Source organism: Streptomyces sp. NPDC088725 (assembly GCF_044751305.1).
Classification (GTDB): domain Bacteria; phylum Actinomycetota; class Actinomycetes; order Streptomycetales; family Streptomycetaceae; genus Streptomyces.
Genome location: NZ_JBIVLO010000008.1, coordinates 1 through 21,700 on the forward strand (window position 1 = coordinate 1; position 21,700 = coordinate 21,700).

Consider the following 21,700-nt stretch of genomic DNA (forward strand, 5'->3'; position numbering starts at 1 on the left):
AGATGCTTTCCGTATCCGATCCCCAGTCAGCGGGGCTTGCTTTCCAGGTTCTCGCTTTCGCGTTTCCCTTTCCGGCGGTTCCGACTCTATCAGATCCTTTCGGGCCTGATTCCCAGTCAGAGGGGGCTTGTCTTCCCGGCCGTTCGGCCGTTCCGACGAGTGAGACTTTAGCGAATCACCGGCTCCGAAGCTAATCGGCGCTGCGTTCCTTCGAACGCGGATTCTTCATTCCGTAAAACACATCCGAAGCAATGCGACCACTGATCGCGCTGCTTGTATGAGGTCCTGCGGGATGGCTGTCCGGGGCCGGCCTGGGCCGGTGCTCACGTCGGACAGCTCGGAGAACATTACGGTTCTGTGTTTGCCATGTCAACTCGGGGGTATCGCAGGCCTGTCGCCCTGGCGCCGCGGCCCTCAGCCGTTGCCGGAGGCGAGTTCGCGGCTGCGGTCCCTGGCCGCTTCCAGGGCGGCGATGAGGGCCGCTCGTACCCCGTGGTTCTCCAGCTCGCGGATGGCGCTGATGGTGGTGCCGGCCGGGGAGGTCACGGCCTCGCGGAGTTTCACCGGGTGTTCGCCGCTGTCACGGAGCATGACGGCCGCGCCGATCGCGGCCTGGACGATCAGTTCATGGGCCTGGGCCCGGGGCATGCCGAGGAGGATGCCCGCGTCGGTCATCGCCTCGACCAGGAAGTAGAAGTACGCCGGGCCGGAACCGGAGAGCGCGGTGGCCGCGTCCTGCTGGGATTCCGGGACCCGGAGGGTCTTGCCCACTCCGCCGAAGATCTCCTCGGCGTGCCCGAGGTGTTCGGCGGTGGCGTGGCGGCCCGCGGAGATGACCGACATTCCTTCGTCCACGACGACTGGCGTGTTGGGCATGACGCGCACGACGGGGGTGCCCGCGGCGAGCCGTTCCTCGATGAAGGCGGCGGTGATTCCGGCGGCCGCGCTGATGACCAGACGGTCGGCGCCGAGATGGGGGCCGAGTTCACTCAGGAGAGTGCCCATGTCCTGTGGCTTGACGGCCAGGATGAGGATGTCGGCCCGCTTGGCGGCCTCGGCGTTGGTGACCGGCTCGACGCCGTAGCGGTCGCGCAGCTCCGCCTCGCGGTCGGCGCGGCGAGTGGTGACCAGCAGGTCGGCGGGGCGCCAGCCGGCCCGGATCATGCCGCTGAGCAGGGCCTCGCCGATCTTGCCGGTTCCGAGGACTGCGACTGTCTGGGTCATTCGGGGTCACCTCGCCGGTGGGTGGTGCTGTCTCGTCCTGAACATCCTTGCACCGGCGCGGTGCCGTGGGTTCGCGCCGTCCGAGGAGCGGTACGGGCTCTCCGTACCGCTCGTCGGGCCTACGCGGTGCGGCGGCGGAGCGTGGCCGCTCCCAGGGCGAGTACGAGCACGGCGCAGCCTCCGACGATCAGCGCGTCGCGGACGAGGGTGCCGGTGATGTCCGGGTGGCGCAGCACCTCGTTCATGCCGTCGACCGCGTACGACATGGGCAGCACGTTCGAGAGGGCTTCCAGTACGGGTTGCATGGCCGGGCGTGGCGTCAGCAGGCCGCACAGCAGCAGCTGCGGAAAGATCACCGCGGGCATGAACTGCACCGCCTGGAACTCGGATGCCGCGAAGGCCGAGACGAAGAGACCGAGCGCGGTGCCGAGGAGTGCGTCGAGCAGGGCGATCAGCAGCAGCGGCCAGACGGAGCCCGTCACGTCCAGGCCGAGGACCCCGACCGCGAGGCCGGTGGCGAGCGCCGACTGGACGACGGCGAGCAGCCCGAACGCCAAGGCGTAGCCGGCGATGAGATCGCCCTTGCCGAGCGGCATGGCGAGCAGGCGTTCCAGCGTTCCCGAGGTGCGTTCGCGCAGGGTGGCGATCGACGTCACCAGGAACATGGTGACCAGCGGGAAGATGCCGAGCAGCGAGGCGCCGACGGAGTCGAAGGTGCGGGGGCTGCCGTCGAAGACGTACCGGAGCAGCAGGAGCAGCACGCACGGGACGAGGACCATCAGCGCGATGGACCGCGGGTCGTGGCGCAGTTGGCGGAGCACCCGGGCGGCGGTGGCGAGCGTACGGGCGGCGGTCATCGGGCGCTCTCCTGGGGTGTGGTGCCGGCCGGGTCGGTCGCGGGGGCCGTGTCGACCAGGTGCAGGAAGGCTTCTTCGACGGTTTCCGCGCCCGTCCGGGCGCGGAGGGCGTCCGGTGTGTCGTCGGCCAGGATCTCGCCGTCGCGCATGAGGAGCAGCCGGTGGCAGCGTTCCGCCTCGTCCATGACGTGCGAGGAGACGAGGATCGTCGCGGCGCGTTCAGCGGCGATGCGGTGGAAGAGTTCCCACAGGTCGCGGCGCAGGACGGGGTCGAGGCCGACGGTCGGTTCGTCGAGTACGAGCAGTTCCGGGGCGCCGAGCAGGGCGACGGCGAGGGAGACGCGGTTGCGCTGGCCGCCGGAGAGCCGCCCGGCCAGGGAGTCGGCGTGTGAGACGAGGCCGACGTCGGCGAGGGCGTCGGTGACGGTGTCACGGCGGGCGGCGCGGCGGGCGCGTCCGGGGTCGAGGACGGCGGCGAAGTAGTCGAGGTTCTGCCGCACGGTCAGATCGTCGTAGACGGAGGGGGCCTGGGTGACGTAGCCGATTCGGGCGCGGAGCGCGGTGTCGCCGGCGGGTCTGCCGAGGACGTCGAGCGTGCCGGTGGCGTGGGCCTGGGTGCCGACGACAGAGCGCATGAGGGTCGATTTGCCGCAGCCGGAGGGGCCGAGCAGGCCGGTGATCCGGCCGGGCGGGACGGTGAAGTCGAGGCCGCGCAGGACGGTGCGGTCGCCGCGTATGACGGTGAGGCCGCGCGCACGGATCGCGGCCTCAGAAGAATTCATCATGTGATGAATAATGGCGGCGGGGTGTCCAGGTCGTCAAGGGGCGGCGAGGCTCCGTACGGGACTGATTCCGTGCCCGCCCGTGTCACAGGACGAGGCGCGCGGCCGTCGGGTGGTGGGCCGCGACGCGCAGGAGGCGGAGGGTGGAGCGGAGTACCTCTTCCTTCGCCCGGGCTGCCGCGCGGCCCGTGAACACCAGGTCGCGGGGCGAGTCGTCGGCGCGTACCGGCTGGATCAGCCCGTCGTGGCGGCCCAGGCTCACGCACTGCATCCGGTAGCCGAAACGCAGCGGCTCCGGCTCCTCACCGCGCAGTTCGGCCGCGATCGAGGCGGCGGCATGCGTACCCGTGGGCAGGGCGGTGGCGCAGGCCATGCGCAGGTGACCGGCGGCCGGGGTGTGCGCGGCGGCCGAGTCGCCGGCCGCGTAGATCTCCGGGTGCGACACCGAGCGCAGCGCCGCGTCGACCTCGATACGGCCGGTGGCGTCGACGGCGAGACCGGCGGCGGTGGCGAGTCCGGTGGTGGGGACCATCGCGGCGGCCCAGACCACCGTGTCCGCGTCCACGGCACCGGGGTCCGTCACCCGGTGGCCCTCCTCGATCCGGACGCCGCGCGCGGTGAGCACCGTACGGACGTGGGCGCGGCCCCGGGCGGAGAGTCCGGGCCCGACAGTCCCGCCGGTGAGCAGGCTGACCCGCTGGAACGGGTGGGATTCGGCCAGCTCGGCGGCCAGCTCGATGCCGGTGAGGCCGCCGCCGACCACGGCGAGGGAGCCCGGTGCTTCCCCCAGGCGTTTGTGCAGTTCGGCGGCGGTTTCCGTGGTGTACGTCCGGTCTCCGGAGACGGCTGCCGTACGGCTGCCCAGCGCGTGGACCAGCCGGTCGTACGACAGGATCCGGCCGTCGTCGGTGTGGACCTCGCGGGCGGCCGGGTCGATCCGGGTCGCGCGGGCGGCGAGATGCCGGACGCCCGTGCCGCGCAGCAGCGTGCTCAGCGGGTGGACCGGGGCGGGGTGGCCCGCGGCACGCTCGTGGAGCCGGACGCGTTCGGTGAAGTGGCCCGCCGGGTCGACCAGCGTGACCCGGGCGTGCGGGGCCAGGCTGAGCGCGGCCATCAGGCCCGCGTATCCGGCGCCGAGGACGAGTACGTCGCTGTCGTGGTGTCTCTGCTGTGTCGTCATGCGAGGGAGACGACGCGGCGCGTACGAGTGTGACAGCGCGGCCTGTCTCTCAGAGGTTCCCCAGGTCCAGATGGCGCAGCTTGTCGGGGTTGAGGACGGCGTCGACCTCGGTGATCCGTCCGCCGTACACCGTGAATCCGTAGACCCCGACTTGGTGCCCGGCGAGGTCGGCGAAGACGAGACCCGGGGCGTCGTTCACCTCCCGCGGGAGCATCCGCATCGTTTCCGGGTCGAAGCGGCGCGCGATCCCCTGCGCGAAACGGGCGACCCTTTCGGCGCCGACGATCGGCACCCGCGCGGCGGTCACCTTGCCGCCTCCGTCCGAGCGCCACACCACTCCGGGGTCGAGGACGCCGAGCAGCCCGTCGAAGTCCCCGCCCATGACGGCCGCGAGGAAGGCGTCGACCGCCCTTCGGTGCTCGGCCCTGTCGACGGTCCTGCGCGGCGCCCCTGCGCGCACCCGGCGCCTGGCGCGGGACGCCAGCTGCCGTACGGCCTCCGGCGTACGGCCCACCACCCCGGCGATCTCCGGGAAGGGCACGGCGAACACGTCGTGCAGGACGAACGCCGTGCGCTCGGCCGGGGTGAGCAGTTCGAGCACCGCGAGCAGGGCGATGCCCACGGACTCGTCCAGCGTGACCCGGTCCTCGGGGCCTCCCTCGGTGACCAGCGGCTCGGGCAGCCAGGGGCCGATGTACGACTCGCGGCGCGCGCGGGCGGAGCCGAGCTGGTCGTAGCAGAGACGGCTGATCACGGTCGTCAGATACGCGCGCGGCTCCTCTGCCGTCCCGTCGGGCAGCCGCTGCCAGCGCAGCCAGGCGTCCTGTACGGCGTCGTCGGCGTCGGCCACCGAACCCGTGATGCGGTAGGCGACACCCCACAGCCGGGTGCGGTGCTGCTCGAAAACCGCCGAGTCGGCCATGGCGCGCTCCTCCCCGCGGTACGGGCCCGCGGTCCGGTCCGAAGGTCTACAGGTCGGAAGATCCAAGGGACTGACGATCACTCGCCCCTGACGATCACGGGACTGACGATCCACAGGTCTTCCGACACAGCGGACGGTCAGGAGGGCGTGAGTGTGACAGACAGATCGACGACGTAGGCCTCCTCGACCGTTCCGTCCGGGAAGACCTCGCGCAGCGCGGCCCGTTCACTCGCGAGGAAGGCGGCGGTCCGCTCTTCGCCGAGGACCCGGAAGACGGAGTGACTTCCGAGGTTGGCGAGGTGGGTGCCGAGCGGGACCCGGCGGGTCCAGCGCACCTGGCGGTCGGCCGGGGCGAGAGCGCCCGTCAGGCCCCGGTCGCGGCTGTGGGCGCCATGGGCGCCGTCGCCCGCGCGGGCACGCAGCCGTGCGTCCTGGGCGGCGACCCACGGCACGTCACGGTCGGAGACGTTCCACCAGAGGGCGAGCGCGCCGCCGGGCCGCAGGACGCGCAGGGCCTCGGGGACGGAGCGGGCGGGGTCGGTCCAGTGCCAGGACTGGGCGTACGTGAGGAGGTCGGCGCATCCGCCGGCGAGCGGGAGCGCGTCGCCGAGGCCGCGTACGAGCGGGACGCCGGGCAGCGAGCGGCGCAGCCTGGCCGCCATGCCGGGGCCCGGCTCCACGGCGGTGACGCGCGCGCCGCGTTCGCGCAGGAGGCGGGTGGCGATGCCGGTGCCCGCGCCGATGTCGAAGACGCGGGATCCCTGGAGGGGGCGGGCCGTCAGCTCCTCGACCGCGTCGAGGAGGGCGGGAGGGTAGCCGGGGCGGGCGCTGTCGTACTGGTCGGCGACGGCGTCGAAGGAGAGCGCGCGGTTCGTCGTGGGCATGCGCCTCGTCCTCGTCCTCGTCGCGTCTACGATGTCCCGCGCTTGGCCTTCCTGCCCTTGCCTCCGGCGCGTGCCGCCGGGTTGCCCGCGCGGGTGGTACGGCGGCGTTCGTACGCGGCGAGAGCGGTCTCGTACTCGCGCCTGCGCAGCTTCTCGCCCGGGGCCTCGCCGAGGGAGCGCAGGAAGTACGCGATCAGCGAGCCGATGACACCGATCGCCTTCACGGTCCGCAGGGATTCCTCGCGGGCGGGATCGGCGGGGCGGCGCGAGAAGCCGTCCCAGGTCTTGCGGAACGCGATGGCGCTGCACACCGCGAAGACCACGACGACGAGGATGCCGACGAAGGACCCGACGTCCGCCAGCTCCAGGCCCTGGTAGGCGAAGCGCAGGACGTAGGCGGCGGCGAACGCGGTGACGAGCGAGCCCACGGCGACGGCCGCGCGCCGCAGCGCGTAACCGCCGTCGTGGCCGACCCACGTCGTACCGAAGAACCGGATGTCCTCGGGCTCCGGGCCACCGCGGACGGTGGCGCCGGAGCCGGTGGCGCCGGTGGCGCCGGACTGGCCGGGCTGTTCCTGATGCTCAGATCGCTCGCTCACAGGGTCGATTATCCCCGGTGGCGCCCGAAGTCACTCAGCCGCAGCGCACGGCGACGTAACCGTCACTGCCTGTGTGGACGTAGGTGTCGGAGATGTACTGGCCGTTGGCGATGTTGTCCCAGAGGTTCGAGGTCCCGTACGGGCCGGTCACGTTCGTCCCGGGCGTCTGGCAGTTGATCTGGACGCTGGCGCCGGCCGGAAGCGTCCGGACGACTCCGTACTGGGTGCCGGGGCCGCTGCGGACGTTCACCGTGTAGCCCGGGGCGAGCGCGTAGCTCGTGGACGCCAGGCCGGCATCGGCCGGGGCTTGGGTGGTCAGAGTTCTGATGGTCGGGGCTTCGGTGGTCAGCCCTTCGGCGGCGAGCGCCGCGGTGGTCAGGGTTCGGCCGGTGAACGCTTCGGTGGCCGGCTCCTCGGTGATCAGCGGTTCGGTTGTCAGCGGTTCGGTTGTCAGCGGTTCGGCGGTCAGGACTTCGGTGGTCAGCGGTTCATCGCTGAATCCTTCGCCGGTCCGCTCGGCGACAGCGCCCGCTATTCCGCCTACTTCATCAACTGCCATGATTTCTCCCCCGTTTGACCGTGTTTCCGGTGCGCCGCGCACGCTAGCAAGCCACAGTCGGATCGCACGCGCCATCGACTAAAGTCGGCGCGTCGCGCTTGCGCACGAAAACAGCGGGGGGCGGGGGATGCCACCACGAGGCCACACCGGGCCGGTCCCGGAAGCGGAACGTCCGGAATACACCGGGCGCTATGTGCTCGAAACACGCCTGGGCTCCGGCGGGATGGGCGTGGTCCATCTGGCCGCCTCCGCCTCGGGCCTGCGGCTCGCCGTCAAGGTCATCCACGGGACGCACGCGTCGGACCCCGAGTTCAGAGCCCGGTTCCGGCAGGAGGTCGCGGCCGCCCGCAAGGTGAGCGGGGCGTTCACCGCGCCCGTCGTGGACGCGGACCCGGAGGCCGAACGGCCGTGGATGGCCACCCTGTTCATCGAGGGCCCCACCCTGTCCGAACAGGTCAAGCGGAACGGCCCGCTGGACTCCGAGGAGTTGATCAGGCTCGGGGCCGGACTGGCCGAGGGGCTGCGGGACATCCACCGCGCCGGGGTGGTGCATCGCGATCTCAAGCCGAGCAACGTTCTTCTCGCGGCCGACGGCCCGAAGGTCATCGACTTCGGCATCTCGCGTCCGTCGGACAGCGATCTGCGCACCGAGACAGGGCAGTTGATCGGCACACCACCGTTCATGGCGCCCGAGCAGTTCCAGCGTCCGCGCGAAGTCGGTTTCGCGGCCGATGTGTTCGCCATGGGCGCGGTGCTGGTGCACGCGGCGACCGGGCGCGGCCCCTTCGACTCCGACAGCCCGTACATCGTCGCGTATCAAGTGGTGCACAACGAGCCGGACTTGACCGACGTACCGGTGGACCTGCTCCCGCTGATCGAGCGCTGTCTCGCGAAGGACCCCGCCGACCGGCCGACGCCGGACGAGCTGATGACCATGCTGGGACCCTCGTCGCGCGCCACCCGGGCCGCCGCCGCCCCGGTGGTACGGGACCCGAGCCGTACGGAGGGGCCCGAGGACACCGTCCGGCCCTCCACCGCGCCGCCGAGAGCGGGACGGTCCCGAACAGGGCTGAAACGGCGGGTCGGTTGGGCGGCGGCCGGGGTGGTGCTCGCGACCGCGGCCGCACTCGCGGGATTAGGTCTCACCGGGGACGGGGGCGGGGACGGCGGCCGCGGACGCGGTGCCCCCGCGGACACGCCCGCGAAGGCCCACGCGGTGCGGGAGTTCCGGCCCTGGCTCACCACACTGGGCGGCGGCACGGGCGAGAAACGGACACCCGTCTGCACGGTCGGTGACAGCGGGAGCGGTTCCGGCACCGGCGCTGCCGTCTACTGCGCGGCCCCCGGCATCGCTGCGGCCCGGCTGGATCCGGTCGACGGGCACGTCGACTGGTCCGTGCGGAAAGCGAAGACCACGAACGCCGAGGCAGGCGACCTCGTCGGCGGCGAGGTCGCGCCCGTCCTCTCTGGCGGGCTGCTCCAGGTCGTCTCACCGGGGGCCGGGCGCCTGGAAGCGCTCGACCCCGGCACCGGCCGCACCCGCTGGGACACCGGCATCTCCCTTTACCCCACGGTCCGTTACACACCCGACTCCGTGCTGCTCATGGCGGCGGACGGGCGGCGGGTGCGGTCCCTGGACAGCGCGACCGGGAAAGAGCGCTGGACCCGGCAGCTCGACGCGGCGGGCGTGCTCTGGACGGCTCCGCAGGGCGACGGCGCGCCGCTGTTCGTCACCACGATGTCGGACGACGGTTCCACCACTCAGGTGCGCGCGATCGGCCCCGGAGACGGCACCGTGCTGTGGGAGAAGGGGCTGGCCGGCACTCTGAATCCGGTGGCTTTCTCCGGCGACGCGCTGTTCCTGCTGTCGCAGAACACCGACGACGCCACGGACGCGGTCGTACGGCTCGACTCCACGCGGCGTACGGTGCGACGCGTCCCGCTGGCGGAGCCGGTCGAGCAGACGCAGGCCGCGGTGTCCGGGGACATGGTCTATCTCGTCGCGTACACCGGGTCGCTCCTCGCCGTCGACACTGCGGAACCGGTTCAGCGCTGGCGTCTGGAGACGTCCGTCACCAGGTCGTCGCAGCCCGTCGTGGCGGGGAACCGGCTCTACCTGAGCGCGGGCGACGGCCGACTGCTCGCCGTGGACCGCGAGCGCGGGGTGCTGCTCGGCGAGACGAAGGCCCGGATGAGCGACGGCCCGCACACGCTCGTCGCCTCCCTGCCCGCGCCCGGCACCGCGCCCGGCACGGTCGTCGCCTCCGCCCCGGACGGCTCGGTCTTCGCGGTCGACAGCGGCGACCCGTCCGGCTGGTAGCCGCCGCGCGCGAGTCGGTGCCACGTACGGAACGAGCCCCGCGCCCCTCAGCGGGACACGGGGCTCGTGCGCGCGGGAAAGTCAGCCCAGGCGCGTGACGTCGCGCACCGCGCCCTTGTCCGCGCTCGTCGCCATCGCCGCGTACGCGCGCAGCGCCACCGAGATCTTGCGGTCGCGGTCCTTCGGGACGTACACGCCGTTCAGCGCCGCCCGCCTGGCCGCCAGCTCCTCGTCGTCCACGAGCAGTTCGATCGAGCGGTTCGGGATGTCGATGCGGATCCTGTCGCCGTCGTGCACGAGCGCGATCGTGCCACCGGACGCCGCCTCGGGCGACGCGTGGCCGATCGACAGGCCCGACGTACCGCCCGAGAAACGGCCGTCCGTGACCAGCGCGCAGGTCTTGCCCAGGCCCCGGCCCTTCAGGTACGAGGTCGGGTACAGCATCTCCTGCATACCGGGGCCGCCACGCGGGCCCTCGTAGCGGATGACGACGACATCGCCGTGGGTGATCTCCTTGCGGAGGATCTTCTCGACGGCCTCTTCCTGCGACTCGCAGACGACCGCGGGGCCTTCGAAGTTCCAGATCGACTCGTCGACGCCGGCCGTCTTCACGACGCAGCCGTCGACCGCGAGGTTGCCCTTGAGGACCGCGAGACCGCCGTCCTCGGAGTACGCGTGGGCCACGTCGCGGATGCAGCCGCCCGCCGCGTCCGTGTCCAGCGTGTCCCAGCGCTCCGACTGCGAGAAGGCCTCGGCCGAGCGCACGCAGCCCGGCGCCGCGTGCCACAGTTCGACGGCCTCCTCCGAGGCGGTGCCGCCGCGCACGTCCCACGTCTCCAGCCAGTCCTTGATGCCGGTGGAGTGGACGGTGTGGACGTCCTCGTTGAGCAGGCCGCCGCGGTACAGCTCGCCCAGGATCGCGGGGATGCCGCCGGCGCGGTGGATGTCCTCCATGTAGTACGTGCCGCCGGGCGCGACGTTCGGCGCGACCTTCGACAGGCACGGGACACGGCGCGAGACGTCGTTGATGTCGTCGAGGCCGTAGTCGAGTTCGGCCTCCTGCGCCGCCGCCAGCAGGTGCAGGATCGTGTTGGTCGAACCACCCATGGAGATGTCCAGCGCCATGGCGTTCTCGAAGGCGGCGCGGGTGGCGATGTTGCGCGGCAGGACGGACTCGTCGTCCTGCTCGTAGTGGCGCTTGGCGATCTCGACGACCGTACGGCCGGCCCGCTCGTACAGCGCCTTGCGCGCGGTGTGCGTGGCGAGGATCGATCCGTTGCCCGGCAGCGAGAGGCCGATGGCCTCGGTCAGGCAGTTCATCGAGTTGGCGGTGAACATGCCGGAACAGGAGCCGCAGGTCGGACAGGCGTTCTCCTCGATGCGGAGCATGTCCGCGTCCGAGACCGACTCGTCCACCGCGTCCGAGATCGCGTTGACAAGGTCGAGCTTGCGGACCGTGCCGTCGACCAGTGTCGCCTTGCCTGCCTCCATCGGGCCGCCGGAGACGAAGACCGTGGGGATGTTGAGGCGCATCGCGGCCATCAGCATGCCCGGGGTGATCTTGTCGCAGTTGGAGATGCAGATCAGCGCGTCCGCGCAGTGCGCCTCGACCATGTACTCGACGGAGTCGGCGATCAGGTCGCGCGACGGCAGCGAGTAGAGCATCCCGGCGTGGCCCATCGCGATGCCGTCGTCCACGGCGATCGTGTTGAACTCGCGGGGCACGGCGCCCGCCGCCTTGATCGCGTCGGAGACGATCCGGCCGACCGGGGCGAGGTGGGTGTGCCCGGGAACGAACTCCGTGAAGGAGTTGGCCACGGCGACGATCGGCTTGCCGATGTCCTCGCTGGCTACGCCCGACGCCCGCATAAGGGCGCGCGCGCCCGCCATGTTGCGGCCGTGGGTGACAGTGCGGGACCTCAGCTGGGGCATCGTCGCTCGCTCCTTCGGCAGGTACTGCTGATACCTCTGACGGACCTGTCGGTTGAACCGTCAGCAGAAATGATTGCCTTCGAGCCTACGCCCCGGCTCCAAGATCTGGACAGGTTGTCCGGAATGCGGGACGGGTTTTCAGCAGCCGGATTCAGCCGCCGGGGCTCACCTGCCCCGATCGGGCGTTCCGGCTCAGCCGCCCGGGTCGGCTTCGGTCAGGTACCGCTGGAGTGTCGGGGCCACCGTCGCGATGATCTCCTCGATGTCCACGGACGCCAGCGGCTCCGCCTTGATCACATAGCGCAGGAGCGCGATCCCGATCAGGTGCGAGGCGGCCAGCTCGGCGCGGAACGTCGGGTCCGGTACGTCGAGATCCTCCGCGATCCGCTCCAGCAGCCGGCGCAGCACGAACGTGCGCAGCACCTTCGCCGCCGCCTCGTGCGTCAGCGCGGAGCGCATGATCGCGAGGAGCGGGGCACGGGTGGCGGGGTTCTCCCAGATGCCGATGAAGTAGCGGGCCAGCCGCTCGCCGACGTCGTCCGTGGGGCCGGCCAGGACGGCGGGCACCACGAGGGCAGGTTCGAAGGAGACCTCGATGGCGGCCGCGAAGACCTCGTCCTTCGTGCCGAAGTAGTGATGCACGAGCGCGGAGTCGACCCCGGCGGCCTTGGCGATGCCCCGTACGGATGTCTTGTCGTAGCCGCGCTCGGCGAATTCCGTACGGGCCGCCGCCAGGATCCGTTCCCGGGCGCCGGGGCCGGTGTCCGAGGCGGTACGGGCCGGGCGGCCGCGACGGCGCGGCGGCGTTCCGCCCGTACTGCTCGTACCGCCGGCGTCCGAACCGCTTCCTCCGGTCACCCGCTCACCGCGCCGCGCCGGTCCCGCCGGCCGCTCATGACGGCCGTGCTCCCGGGAACCCCTGGGACGAGTGTCCCTTGGCGGGCGACGACGCCAGGTGCAGCCGCGCGAACGCCAGCGCCTCCGCGAGGTCCGCCTCGCGCTCGGCAGCCGACATCGCCCGCCGGGTGTTGACCTCGATCACCACGTGTCCGTCGAAGCCGGTGCGCGCCAGCCGCTCCAGCAGCGCGGCGCACGGCTGGGTGCCACGTCCTGGCACCAGGTGTTCGTCCTTGGCGGAGCCGTTGCCGTCCGCGAGATGGACGTGTCCGAGCCGGTCGCCCATCCGGTCGATCATGGCCATGGCGTCGGTGCGCGCGGTCGCGGTGTGGGAGAGGTCGACGGTGAAGTGCCGGTAGTCGTCCTTCGTGACGTCCCACTCGGGCGCGTACGCCAGCATCTCGCGGTCCCGGTAGCGCCACGGGTACATGTTCTCGACGCCGAACCGTACGTCGGTCTCCTCCGCCATCCGCCAGATGCCGGTGACGAAGTCGCGCGCGTACTGGCGCTGCCAGCGGAACGGCGGGTGCACGACCACGGTCGACGCGCCGAGTCTCTCCGCGGCGGCGCGCGCCCGCTTCAGCTTCGTCCACGGATCCGTCGACCACACGCGCTGTGTGATCAGCAGACAGGGCGCGTGGACGGCGAGTACGGGCACGCCGTGATGGTCGGAGAGCCGGCGCAGGGCCTCGACGTCCTGGCTGACGGGGTCGGTCCAGACCATGACCTCGACGCCGTCGTAACCGAGGCGCGCGGCGATCTCGAAAGCCGTCGCCGTCGACTCCGGATAGACCGACGCCGTCGACAGGGCGACCTTCGCATCCGGAACGCGCACCACTGGATCTGCCACGGAGACAGCCTACGGGGCCGTGCGCGGGCCGTGTCCAGGCCCTCTGCCCGGATCCCGCGACCGCCACGCCGGATCGTCGCGCCCGACGCGGGCCGCCAGGGTCCGTGCACGCGGACCGCCAAGTCCCCACGTGGACCGTCACGTCCGTACACGCGGGCCGCCACGCCGTACGCGCGGAACACCCCACCGGACCCCGGCCCGGCGCACCGGACGGCCGGGATCCGCGCGGCGTGCCTCAGACCGGCGGGAGGTGGTCCAGCCTGCGGAGGATGACGCCCTCGCGCAGTGCCCAGGGGCAGATGTCCAGCGTCTCGACCCCGAAGAGATCCATCGCGCCCTCCGCGACCAGCGCTCCCGCCAGCAGCTGGGAGGCCCTGCCCTCGGAGACCCCGGGCAGGCCGGCGCGCTGTTCGCGGGTCATCCCGGCCAGCCGCGGCACCCACTCCTCCAGTGACGACCGGCTCAGCTCACGCTGTATGTAGAGCCCTTCCGCTGAGCGGGCCGCCCCGCCGAGCCGCGCCAGCTGTTTGAAGGTCTTGGACGTCGCCACCACGTGGTCCGGGCTGCCGAACCGCGCGAACTCGCCGACCGTACGGGCGATCTCGGCCCGCACATGGCGGCGCAGGGCCCGTACGTCGGCCGGGTCCGGCGGATCACCGGGCAGCCGGCCGGCCGTGAGCCGGCCCGCGCCGAGGGGCAGGGACACGGCCGCGTCGGGCTCCTCGTCCATGCCGTACGCGATCTCCAGCGAACCGCCGCCGATGTCGAGGAGCAGCAGTTTCCCGGCCGACCAGCCGAACCAGCGGCGCGCGGCGAGGAACGTGAGCCTCGCCTCGTCCGCGCCGGTGAGCACCTGGAGATCCACGCCGGTCTCCGCCCTGACCCGGGTGAGCACCAGATCGGCGTTGGTGGCTTCCCGTACGGCGGAGGTCGCGAAGGCGAGGACGTCCTCACAGCCCTTGTCCTCGGCCGCCTGGAGTGCGTCGGCGATGGTCGCCACCAGTCGGTCTATGCCTTCGGCGCCGATCGCGCCGTGCTCGTCGAGCAGTTCGGCGAGGCGCAGCTCCGCCTTGTGCGAATGCGCGGGCAGCGGGCGGGCGCCGCGATGGGCGTCCACGGCCAGCAGATGAACCGTGTTCGAACCGACGTCGAGGACTCCGAGTCTCATGGGCGGAACGCTACTGCGGTCACGACCGCGCTCACACGCATACGCTGGGGCTGTGCCAAAGACGAAAAAGGCGAAGCCGGGCAAAGCCAAGCGCCCGAACATCCAGGACCAGCGGCGGGAGGACCGCCCCGCGGCCCGTAATCCGCAGGACGAGAAGGGGCTCGACTTCGCCCGTGCCTGGGTCGAATTCCCCGACCCCGCCGACGAAGACCAGGTTTTCCGCTGCGATCTGACGTGGCTCACCTCACGGTGGACCTGCATCTTCGGCAGCGGCTGCCAGGGCATCGAGGCGGGCCGCGCGGACGACGGGTGCTGCACGCTGGGAGCGCATTTCTCCGACAAGGAGGACGAGAAGCGGGTCGCGGGCCATGTGGCGCGCCTCACTCCGGAGATGTGGCAGTTCCACGGCGAGGGGACGTCGACGGGCTGGACCCAGACCGATGACGACGGCGACCGGCAGACGCGGCGCTGGGAGGGTTCCTGCATCTTCCAGAACCGTCCCGGGTTCGCGGGTGGCGCGGGCTGCTCGCTGCACATCCTCGCGCTGAGCGAGGGGCGCGAGCCGCTGGAGACGAAGCCGGACGTGTGCTGGCAGCTGCCGGTGCGGCGTACGTACGACTGGATCGACCGGCCCGACGACACCCGCGTGCTGCGGGTGTCGATCGGTGAGTACGACCGGCGCGGGTGGGGTCCCGGCGGCCACGACCTGCACTGGTGGTGCACGTCGGCGACGTCGGCGCACGGCGCGGGCGAGCCGGTGTACAAGACGTACCGGCCCGAGCTGACCGAGCTGATGGGCGCGCAGGGGTACGAGCGGCTGTCGGAGCTCTGCGAGCAGCGGGTGGCGAGCGAGCTGCCGATGGTGGCGCCGCATCCGGCGGATCCTTCGGGTCCCTCGCGCGGTTGATCGGGCCCCTCGGGTCCCTCGCGCAGTTGAGCCGAGGCGGGCGGCGGGTTCGGCTCGGGCGGCGGGTCCGACGTGGTCGGTGCGCTCTTTGCTGGGTCAGGCCGAGGCGGGCGGCGGCTCCTGCTCGGGCGGCGGGTCGGCGGGCGGCGGGTCCGACGGGTTCGGGTCCGCCGGTCCCGGGTCCGCGGGACCTGAGGGCGGTGTGCCGGGATCCGGCGGGCCGGGATCCGGGTCGCCCGGTCCCTGACCGGGGTTCCACGGGCCGGGGCCCGTGGGTCTGCCGGGGCCTGGGCGGCCGGGGTGCCCCGGGTTGCCCGGGTGGTGGACGGGACGACCAGGGCGGCCCGTATGACCCGGACGGCCCGGCTTTCCGGGCGGGTGGGACGTGCCCGGGTGGTGCGAGGGCAGCGATCGCCGCCCGGAGCCGTCGATCCTGACCACCGTTCCGGCGGGACGCAGCGCGATCCGCGCGCTCCAGGGGCCGGCCGGTTCCGCGCGCTCGTCCACCAGGACGCGGATCGTGAACGACTCGCCGGGCGCGAGCGTGCCGGACGTACGGCTCAGGCGCAGCCAGCCGGCGCCAGTGCTCGCGGACCAGGAGACGGGCGCGTCGCCGGACGCGGTGAGCGTGATCGACGTCGTACCGCCCGAGGTCCGTGCGACGACCGCGATCCGGCCGGGTGCGCGGCTGCCCGGGCCGGACGGCGGTGGGGACGTGTGGTCGGTGAGGGTCTCGACCGAGACGGAGAGGCCGGAGGCGCCGCGGCCGCGCGGGCTGGGGTGGGAGCCGGGCCGGCTCTGGGCGGAGCCCGCGTTCTCGTAGCGGTCGGCGCTGTCGTACGGGGTGCCGTGCGCGCCGGGGTCGCCGTTGTCCTCTCCGGCACTGATCGAGGAGCCGCCGTGGACATCGCCGGGCGCGGGGGCACCGCGGTACGCGGCCCACAGCGCGAGCACGGGCGCGGCGACGACGGTGGCCACGACAGTGGTGGTCACGGCGCGCGCCCGCAGCCGCTCGCGGCGGGCCGCGCGGTCCTTGGGGTCCAGCGGGAAGCCGCCGGGCCCGAAGCGCGGAGCCGACGCGCGGGCGCGCGGGACGCGGGTCATGGCGGTGTACGCGGCCTCCCTCGGCGCCTCCACGAGCGGCAGGACGAGGCCCGGCCTGCGCGCGGCCGGGACGGCGCGGTCCGCGTTTCCCGGGGCTGCGGCGTTTTCTGAGGCGGTCCCCGAGGCGGCGGGCGCGCCCGGCCAGGGTCCGGCCGCCTCGACGCTCTCGGCGGCACGGCGGCAGCGCGGGCAGTCGTCGACGTGCCGGACCAGCTCGCGGCGGAGCGTGGCGGAGAGCAGCACCTGATGGTCACCGGTGAGCCGGGCCACGGACGGACAGCTGCCGGTGTCGACCACGGCGAGCGCGGCGCGGGTGCGCTCCACCTCGCAGGCGGCGGAGGCCAGCAGCTCGCGTGCCGCGGCGAGTTGCAGGGACAGGACGGCGGCGACGTCGTGCGGGCCGAGCTGATGCCGTACGGCCAGCTCCAGGATCTCGCGCTGCTCGGGGGTGGTGCCTGCGGCCTCCGGCCAGGCGAGCAGGGCGAGTTCGCGGTGGCGGCGCTCCGTGGTCTCCGGTGCGACGGCGGCAGCCCGCGCCTCCGCTCCCGCCCGCTCCGGTTCGCGCCGGCTCGCGTGCGCCCCCTGACCGTCCCGCCGCCGCTCGGTGAGCCTGCGCCGGCACGCCCAGCGGGCGAGCGCGTACAGCCAGGCCTTGCGCTCCCCGGCGCCGGAGGGGCAACGCCCGTACTGGCGCTCGGAGATGGCGAGGACGTCACCCAGTACCTCGGTCGCCGCGTCGTGGTCGCACAGCACGGAGAGGCAGTAGGTGAACAGGCCGTCGAGAAACGGCTCGTAGCGCGCGGGCGGGCGCTGCGCACCGGCACCGGGCGCGCGACGGGACGCACGGCGTGCGCCGGTGGCGTGCGGGGAGGTCTCGGGACTGCGGCTTGTCACTCGGCGACGGTAGTCAGAGCGGCACGAGCCCTTCGTACCCCTTGCACACATTTAATCCTTACGGGTGAACGTATCCCTCAAAAGGGGACAGCCGCCCCGGCGTGCCGCGTCAGGCCGACGGGCCGAGGTCGAGCCGCATACGGACGTAGTCCGCGCCACCCGGCCCGGGCCTGCGGTGCCCGTCCGGCCGCCATCCGTACCGGGAGTAGAAGGCCTGTGCCCGGCTGTTGCGGTCCCATGCTTCGAGCACGCCGGCTGTCAGGGCCCCCTCGCGAAGGAATCGCTCGAACGCCGCGTGCAGCCGGCTGCCGATCCCCTGCCCCCAGCACCCGGGGCGGACGTGGATCTGGTGGAGCTGGCCGGTCGTCACGGCGTCCACGTCGGCGTCCAGCGGAGGCCCCATGGCCAGGACACCCACCAACCCGCCTTCCCGCACGGCGCACAGCACCGACCGGGTCCCGTCCTGGATGGCCGGCCTCCACATCTCCCTCCGACGAGCGCGCGCTTCGGGAGAGGTCAGGTCCGCCGCCTCCGACCATCCACCGGCCCGGTAATAGGCGGTACGGGCCTGCGTATGCAGGTCGGTGATCGGGTCCAGGTCGTCGAGGTCCGCCGTGCGCAGCATCAGCCGGGAAGTCGTCACACCCACCGGACGCACGCGCGCCACCGTACGGTTCCGCCACTCGACGGCCCCGTCCCCGGCACGCAACAGGGCGGGACGCCGGCGGCCGTGGTCGGCGCTGTCAGTGGGTCCCTATACGGTGACGCCATGGCTGCCCGTACGAAATCCGCCAAGGACAGGCCGTCCTACCGCTGCACCGAGTGCGGTTGGACGACCGCGAAGTGGCTCGGCCGTTGCCCCGAGTGTCAGGCGTGGGGCACCGTCGAGGAGTACGGCGCGCCCGCTGTGCGGACGACCGCGGCCGGCCGGGTCACCACGGCCGCGCTGCCCATCGGGCAGGTCGACGGGCGTACGGCCACCGCGCGCTCGACCGGCGTGGCGGAGCTGGACCGGGTGCTCGGTGGCGGGCTGGTGCCGGGTGCCGTCGTGCTGCTCGCGGGCGAGCCCGGGGTCGGCAAGTCCACGCTGCTGCTGGACGTGGCGGCGAAGGCGGCGAGTGACGAGCACCGGACGCTGTATGTGACGGGCGAGGAGTCCGCCAGCCAGGTGCGGCTGCGCGCCGACCGCATCAAGGCGCTGGACGACTACCTCTATCTCGCCGCGGAGACCGACCTCTCCGCGGTGCTCGGCCATCTCGACGCCGTCAAGCCGTCCCTGCTCGTCGTGGACTCCGTGCAGACCGTGGCCTCCCCCGAGATCGACGGCGCGCCCGGCGGTATGGCGCAGGTCCGCGAGGTCGCGGGCGCGCTCATCCGGGCCTCCAAGGAGCGCGGGATGTCCACGATCCTGGTGGGCCACGTCACGAAGGACGGCGCGATCGCCGGGCCCCGCCTGCTCGAACACCTCGTGGACGTCGTGCTGTCCTTCGAGGGCGACCGGCACGCCCGGCTGCGGCTCGTGCGCGGCATCAAGAACCGCTACGGCGCGACCGACGAGGTCGGCTGTTTCGAGCTGCACGACGAAGGCATCACCGGCCTCACCGACCCCTCGGGCCTCTTCCTCACCCGGCGCGACGAGCCCGTCCCCGGCACCTGTCTGACCGTCACCCTCGAAGGCCGCAGGCCGCTGGTCGCCGAGGTGCAGGCGCTGACCGTCGACACGCAGATCCCGTCACCCCGGCGCACCACCTCGGGCCTTGAGACCTCCCGGGTCTCGATGATGCTGGCCGTGCTGGAGCAGCGCGGCCGGATCGCCGCGCTCGGCAGGCGCGACATCTACTGCGCGACGGTGGGCGGTGTGAAGCTCTCCGAGCCCGCCGCCGACCTCGCGGTGGCGCTCGCGCTGGCCTCCGCGGCCGGCGACACCCCGCTGCCGAAGAACCTCGTCGCGATAGGTGAAGTCGGCCTCGCGGGCGAGGTCAGGCGGGTCACGGGCGTACAGCGCAGGCTCTCGGAGGCACACCGTCTGGGCTTCACCCACGCCCTCGTACCGCGCGATCCCGGGAAGATCCCGGCGGGTATGAAGGTGACGGAAGTCGCCGACGTGGGCGAGGCGCTGAGGGCACTGCCGCGCCGACGTCGTACGGAGGCCCCACGGGAGGCCGACGCACGCCGGTAGACTTTGCCCTGGTCTCGCCCATCCGTACGAGCCGGAGGAGTGCAGTGGCAGCCAACGACCGGGCATCATCACCCGGAAAGTCCGGCACGGGCTTCGGCAATGAAGCGCTGATGCGCGCCTCCCTGAGCGCCGTGGCGCCCGGGATGGCGCTGCGCGACGGCCTCGAGCGGATCCTGCGCGGCAACACCGGCGGTCTGATCGTCCTCGGCATGGACAAGACAGTCGAGTCGATGTGCACCGGCGGCTTCGTGCTGGACGTCGAGTTCACCGCGACGCGCCTGCGCGAGCTGTGCAAGCTGGACGGCGCGCTCATCCTCGACAAGGACATCACGAAGATCCTGCGGGCCGGCGTGCAGCTGGTCCCGGAGTCGTCCATCCCCACCGAGGAGACAGGCACCCGGCACAGGACCGCGGACCGGGTCTCCAAGCAGTGCGGCTTCCCGGTCGTGTCCGTGTCGCAGTCGATGCGCCTGATCGCGCTGTACGTGAACGGCGAGCGCCGGGTCCTGGAGGAGTCGGCGGCGATCCTCTCCCGGGCGAATCAGGCGCTCGCCACGCTGGAGCGGTACAAGCTCCGGCTGGACGAGGTCGCGGGCACGCTCTCCGCCCTGGAGATCGAGGACCTGGTGACGGTCCGGGACGTGACGGCCGTCGCGCAGCGGCTGGAGATGGTGCGCAGGATCGCCACGGAGATCGCCGAGTACGTCGTGGAGCTGGGCACCGACGGGCGGCTTCTCTCGCTCCAGCTGGACGAGTTGATCGCGGGCGTCGAGCCGGAACGCGAACTGGTCGTGCAGGACTATGTACCGGAGCCGACCGCGAAGCGCGCCCGTACCGTCGAGGAGGCGCTGGCCGAGCTGCACGCGCCGAGCCATGCGGAGCTGCTCGAACTGCCCGTCGTGGCAAGGGCGCTGGGGTACAGCGGTTCGCCCGAAACGCTCGACTCCGCGGTCTCGCCGCGTGGTTACCGGCTGCTGGCCAAGGTGCCGCGCCTGCCCGGCACGATCATCGAGCGGCTGGTCGAGCACTTCGGCGGACTGCAGAAGCTGCTCGCGGCGAGTGTCGACGACCTCCAGGCGGTGGACGGCGTCGGCGAGGCGCGGGCGCGCAGCGTGCGCGAGGGGCTGTCGCGGCTGGCGGAATCGTCGATCCTCGAACGGTACGTGTAGCACCGCTTCAGCGGGACGGCCTCTGCAGGACGGTCCGTTCAGGTACGCCCGGTCCGTCGGGGCGTACCTGATGCTCCACCTGATGCACCACCGGGCTCCCGGCTCCCGGCTCCCGGCGAATCAGTCCTTGTTCAGGGTGATGGACTTCTCGCGCTCGTCCGACTTCACCGTGGCCACCGAGGTCTTGAGCCCCGCCAGATACGTGGCCCCGGTGGGGACTTCGCCCTTCGGCGGCTCGGCGCACTTCGGCTCGGTCTGCTTGCGGTCCCAGGTGAGGGCCCGGGTGACCGTGCCGCCCGCCGGGACCTCGAACAGCTGACGGTCGGCCTTCGGGCAGTCCTTCGTGGACCAGACCTCGTCGGCGCTGATGTCGAGGATCGACACCACCATGGCCTTGGGCCCGAAGTCCGCCTTGCAGGTGGTGTCCGAGGTGTTCTTCGCGACCAGCAGGAGCACGGGCTTCTCGCCCGGTGCCCACGCGCTCTTCCTGTTCTGGGTGTCCAGCCGCAGCGTGAGGGACTTCGGGTCGCAGGTCGGCAGGGACGAACTCACCGGCACCTCACGGCCCGTGCTCGCACCGCCGCCTGTCGCCGCGCCGCCACCGGTCGACCCGCTGTCGCCGCCCGTCGCGCCGGTATCACCGTCGCCGCCGCCCGTACCGCCGCCGGAACCCGCGCCGCCGGTGGGCTCGGGGTCGCCGTTCTTGCCGCCGTCGCCGCCGTCCGTGCCGCCCGACTCGTCGCGGCCGCCCGGCTGTTCACTGATGGCGGGGCCCGATTCCGAAGGACCCGGCGTGATGGAGGGCGCGGGACCCGCGCCACGCGAGTCGTCGTGCTTCTTGCCGCCGCCCCCGCCGAAGCCCACGAGCCATACGACGAGCAAAGCGAGCAGCACGATCAGCGCCGCAGCGACCGACCTCCGTCGCCAATAGATGGAGGAGGGGAGCGGCCCGACCGGATTGCGCATAGATCCCACGCGCAAACTCTACGAGAGATCGTGCCCCAACTCCCGCCCCACATGCCCCAGATCGCCGCGAGTTTTGCGGATCATCATCCTGGGACCACCACCCACACCCCGGCGTTCACGGAATGTCGCGACCTGAAAGCGCTCCGTGCACTTCGGGATCGGCTGCCGATCCCCCTCCGGTGCCACCTCCGGACAGGCCCCCGAAGACCTCCCCCGACGACCGGCGACCTGCGGCGACCGGCCGCCTGCACCGTCCTGCGGCCCGGACATGCCAGGATCGGTGGTGCCATGACTGCTACTTCCGCTG

General features: G+C 72.3%; 19 protein-coding genes. 4 read left to right on the forward strand and 15 right to left on the reverse strand.

From position 1 onward, the window contains the following. Positions 1-414: 414 nt before the first annotated feature. From proC to ACIP6N_RS20715, 8 genes are all read right to left on the reverse strand, one after another. The gene (proC, locus tag ACIP6N_RS20680) at positions 415-1,224 is read right to left on the reverse strand and encodes a pyrroline-5-carboxylate reductase (RefSeq protein WP_401817413.1); all 810 of its coding nucleotides are present in this window, start codon (positions 1,222-1,224) and stop codon (positions 415-417) included. Positions 1,225-1,343: 119 nt separating this feature from the next. Continuing rightward, on the reverse strand, positions 1,344-2,081 hold the full coding sequence (locus ACIP6N_RS20685; protein ID WP_401817414.1) for an ABC transporter permease: 738 nt from the start codon (positions 2,079-2,081) through the stop codon (positions 1,344-1,346). Continuing rightward, the gene (locus ACIP6N_RS20690; RefSeq protein ID WP_401817415.1) at positions 2,078-2,866 is read right to left on the reverse strand and encodes an ABC transporter ATP-binding protein; all 789 of its coding nucleotides are present in this window, start codon (positions 2,864-2,866) and stop codon (positions 2,078-2,080) included. Before ACIP6N_RS20690 ends, ACIP6N_RS20685 begins: the two co-directional genes overlap by 4 nt. 82 nt (positions 2,867-2,948) lie before the next feature. Then, complete coding sequence (locus ACIP6N_RS20695) at positions 2,949-4,043, reverse strand: NAD(P)/FAD-dependent oxidoreductase (RefSeq protein WP_401817417.1); 1,095 nt, start codon at positions 4,041-4,043, stop codon at positions 2,949-2,951. Between the two features lie 49 nt (positions 4,044-4,092). Continuing rightward, a complete protein-coding gene (gene sigJ, locus ACIP6N_RS20700; protein WP_401817418.1) occupies positions 4,093-4,965 on the reverse strand; it encodes an RNA polymerase sigma factor SigJ in 873 nt (290 codons plus the stop codon). A gap of 137 nt (positions 4,966-5,102) precedes the next feature. Beyond that, positions 5,103-5,849 carry a class I SAM-dependent methyltransferase gene (locus ACIP6N_RS20705; RefSeq protein WP_401817420.1) on the reverse strand — a complete coding sequence of 249 codons (747 nt, stop codon included), beginning with the start codon at positions 5,847-5,849 and terminating at the stop codon, positions 5,103-5,105. Between the two features lie 26 nt (positions 5,850-5,875). Continuing rightward, positions 5,876-6,448 (reverse strand): hypothetical protein, encoded by a 573-nt coding sequence (locus tag ACIP6N_RS20710; protein WP_401817421.1) that lies wholly within the window; start codon positions 6,446-6,448, stop codon positions 5,876-5,878. A gap of 34 nt (positions 6,449-6,482) precedes the next feature. Further along, positions 6,483-6,776, reverse strand: coding sequence for an SH3 domain-containing protein (locus ACIP6N_RS20715; protein WP_401817862.1), 294 nt, complete (start codon positions 6,774-6,776; stop codon positions 6,483-6,485). A gap of 358 nt (positions 6,777-7,134) precedes the next feature. On the opposite strand from ACIP6N_RS20715, the gene ACIP6N_RS20720 reads away from it, so the two are divergent. Beyond that, positions 7,135-9,327: a PQQ-binding-like beta-propeller repeat protein gene (locus tag ACIP6N_RS20720; RefSeq protein ID WP_401817423.1), complete on the forward strand. Its 2,193-nt coding sequence runs from the start codon at positions 7,135-7,137 to the stop codon at positions 9,325-9,327. Positions 9,328-9,408: 81 nt separating this feature from the next. On the opposite strand, the gene ilvD is transcribed toward ACIP6N_RS20720, so the two are convergent. The 4 genes from ilvD to ACIP6N_RS20740 all read right to left on the reverse strand — a co-directional run bounded on the left by ilvD (position 9,409) and on the right by ACIP6N_RS20740 (position 14,174). Continuing rightward, complete coding sequence (gene ilvD, locus ACIP6N_RS20725) at positions 9,409-11,259, reverse strand: dihydroxy-acid dehydratase (protein ID WP_401817424.1); 1,851 nt, start codon at positions 11,257-11,259, stop codon at positions 9,409-9,411. A 192-nt stretch (positions 11,260-11,451) separates the two neighbouring features. Further along, positions 11,452-12,117 (reverse strand): TetR family transcriptional regulator, encoded by a 666-nt coding sequence (locus ACIP6N_RS20730; protein ID WP_401817425.1) that lies wholly within the window; start codon positions 12,115-12,117, stop codon positions 11,452-11,454. 34 nt (positions 12,118-12,151) lie between these two features. Next, positions 12,152-13,006 (reverse strand): sugar phosphate isomerase/epimerase family protein, encoded by an 855-nt coding sequence (locus tag ACIP6N_RS20735; protein ID WP_401817427.1) that lies wholly within the window; start codon positions 13,004-13,006, stop codon positions 12,152-12,154. 235 nt (positions 13,007-13,241) lie between these two features. Continuing rightward, entirely contained in the window at positions 13,242-14,174 is a 933-nt protein-coding gene (locus tag ACIP6N_RS20740; protein WP_401817428.1) for a Ppx/GppA family phosphatase, read from the reverse strand. Positions 14,175-14,226: 52 nt separating this feature from the next. Here ACIP6N_RS20740 and ACIP6N_RS20745 point away from each other — a divergent pair, with 52 nt between their 5' ends. Continuing rightward, on the forward strand, positions 14,227-15,081 hold the full coding sequence (locus tag ACIP6N_RS20745) for a hypothetical protein (protein WP_401817430.1): 855 nt from the start codon (positions 14,227-14,229) through the stop codon (positions 15,079-15,081). Between the two features lie 96 nt (positions 15,082-15,177). On the opposite strand, the gene ACIP6N_RS20750 is transcribed toward ACIP6N_RS20745, so the two are convergent. Continuing rightward, on the reverse strand, positions 15,178-17,079 hold the full coding sequence (locus tag ACIP6N_RS20750) for a hypothetical protein (protein WP_401817431.1): 1,902 nt from the start codon (positions 17,077-17,079) through the stop codon (positions 15,178-15,180). 109 nt (positions 17,080-17,188) lie between these two features. Beyond that, positions 17,189-17,737 (reverse strand): GNAT family N-acetyltransferase, encoded by a 549-nt coding sequence (locus ACIP6N_RS20755; RefSeq protein ID WP_401817433.1) that lies wholly within the window; start codon positions 17,735-17,737, stop codon positions 17,189-17,191. Between the two features lie 111 nt (positions 17,738-17,848). On the opposite strand from ACIP6N_RS20755, the gene radA reads away from it, so the two are divergent. Continuing rightward, positions 17,849-19,258, forward strand: coding sequence for a DNA repair protein RadA (gene radA / locus ACIP6N_RS20760; protein ID WP_401817434.1), 1,410 nt, complete (start codon positions 17,849-17,851; stop codon positions 19,256-19,258). Between the two features lie 44 nt (positions 19,259-19,302). Continuing rightward, positions 19,303-20,427, forward strand: a complete 1,125-nt coding sequence (disA, locus tag ACIP6N_RS20765) for a DNA integrity scanning diadenylate cyclase DisA (protein WP_401817436.1) — start codon at positions 19,303-19,305, stop codon at positions 20,425-20,427. A 120-nt stretch (positions 20,428-20,547) separates the two neighbouring features. Here the strand turns inward: disA and ACIP6N_RS20770 are convergent, their stop codons facing one another. Next, on the reverse strand, positions 20,548-21,393 hold the full coding sequence (locus ACIP6N_RS20770; protein WP_401817864.1) for a hypothetical protein: 846 nt from the start codon (positions 21,391-21,393) through the stop codon (positions 20,548-20,550). Between the last annotated feature and the right edge of the window lie 307 nt (positions 21,394-21,700).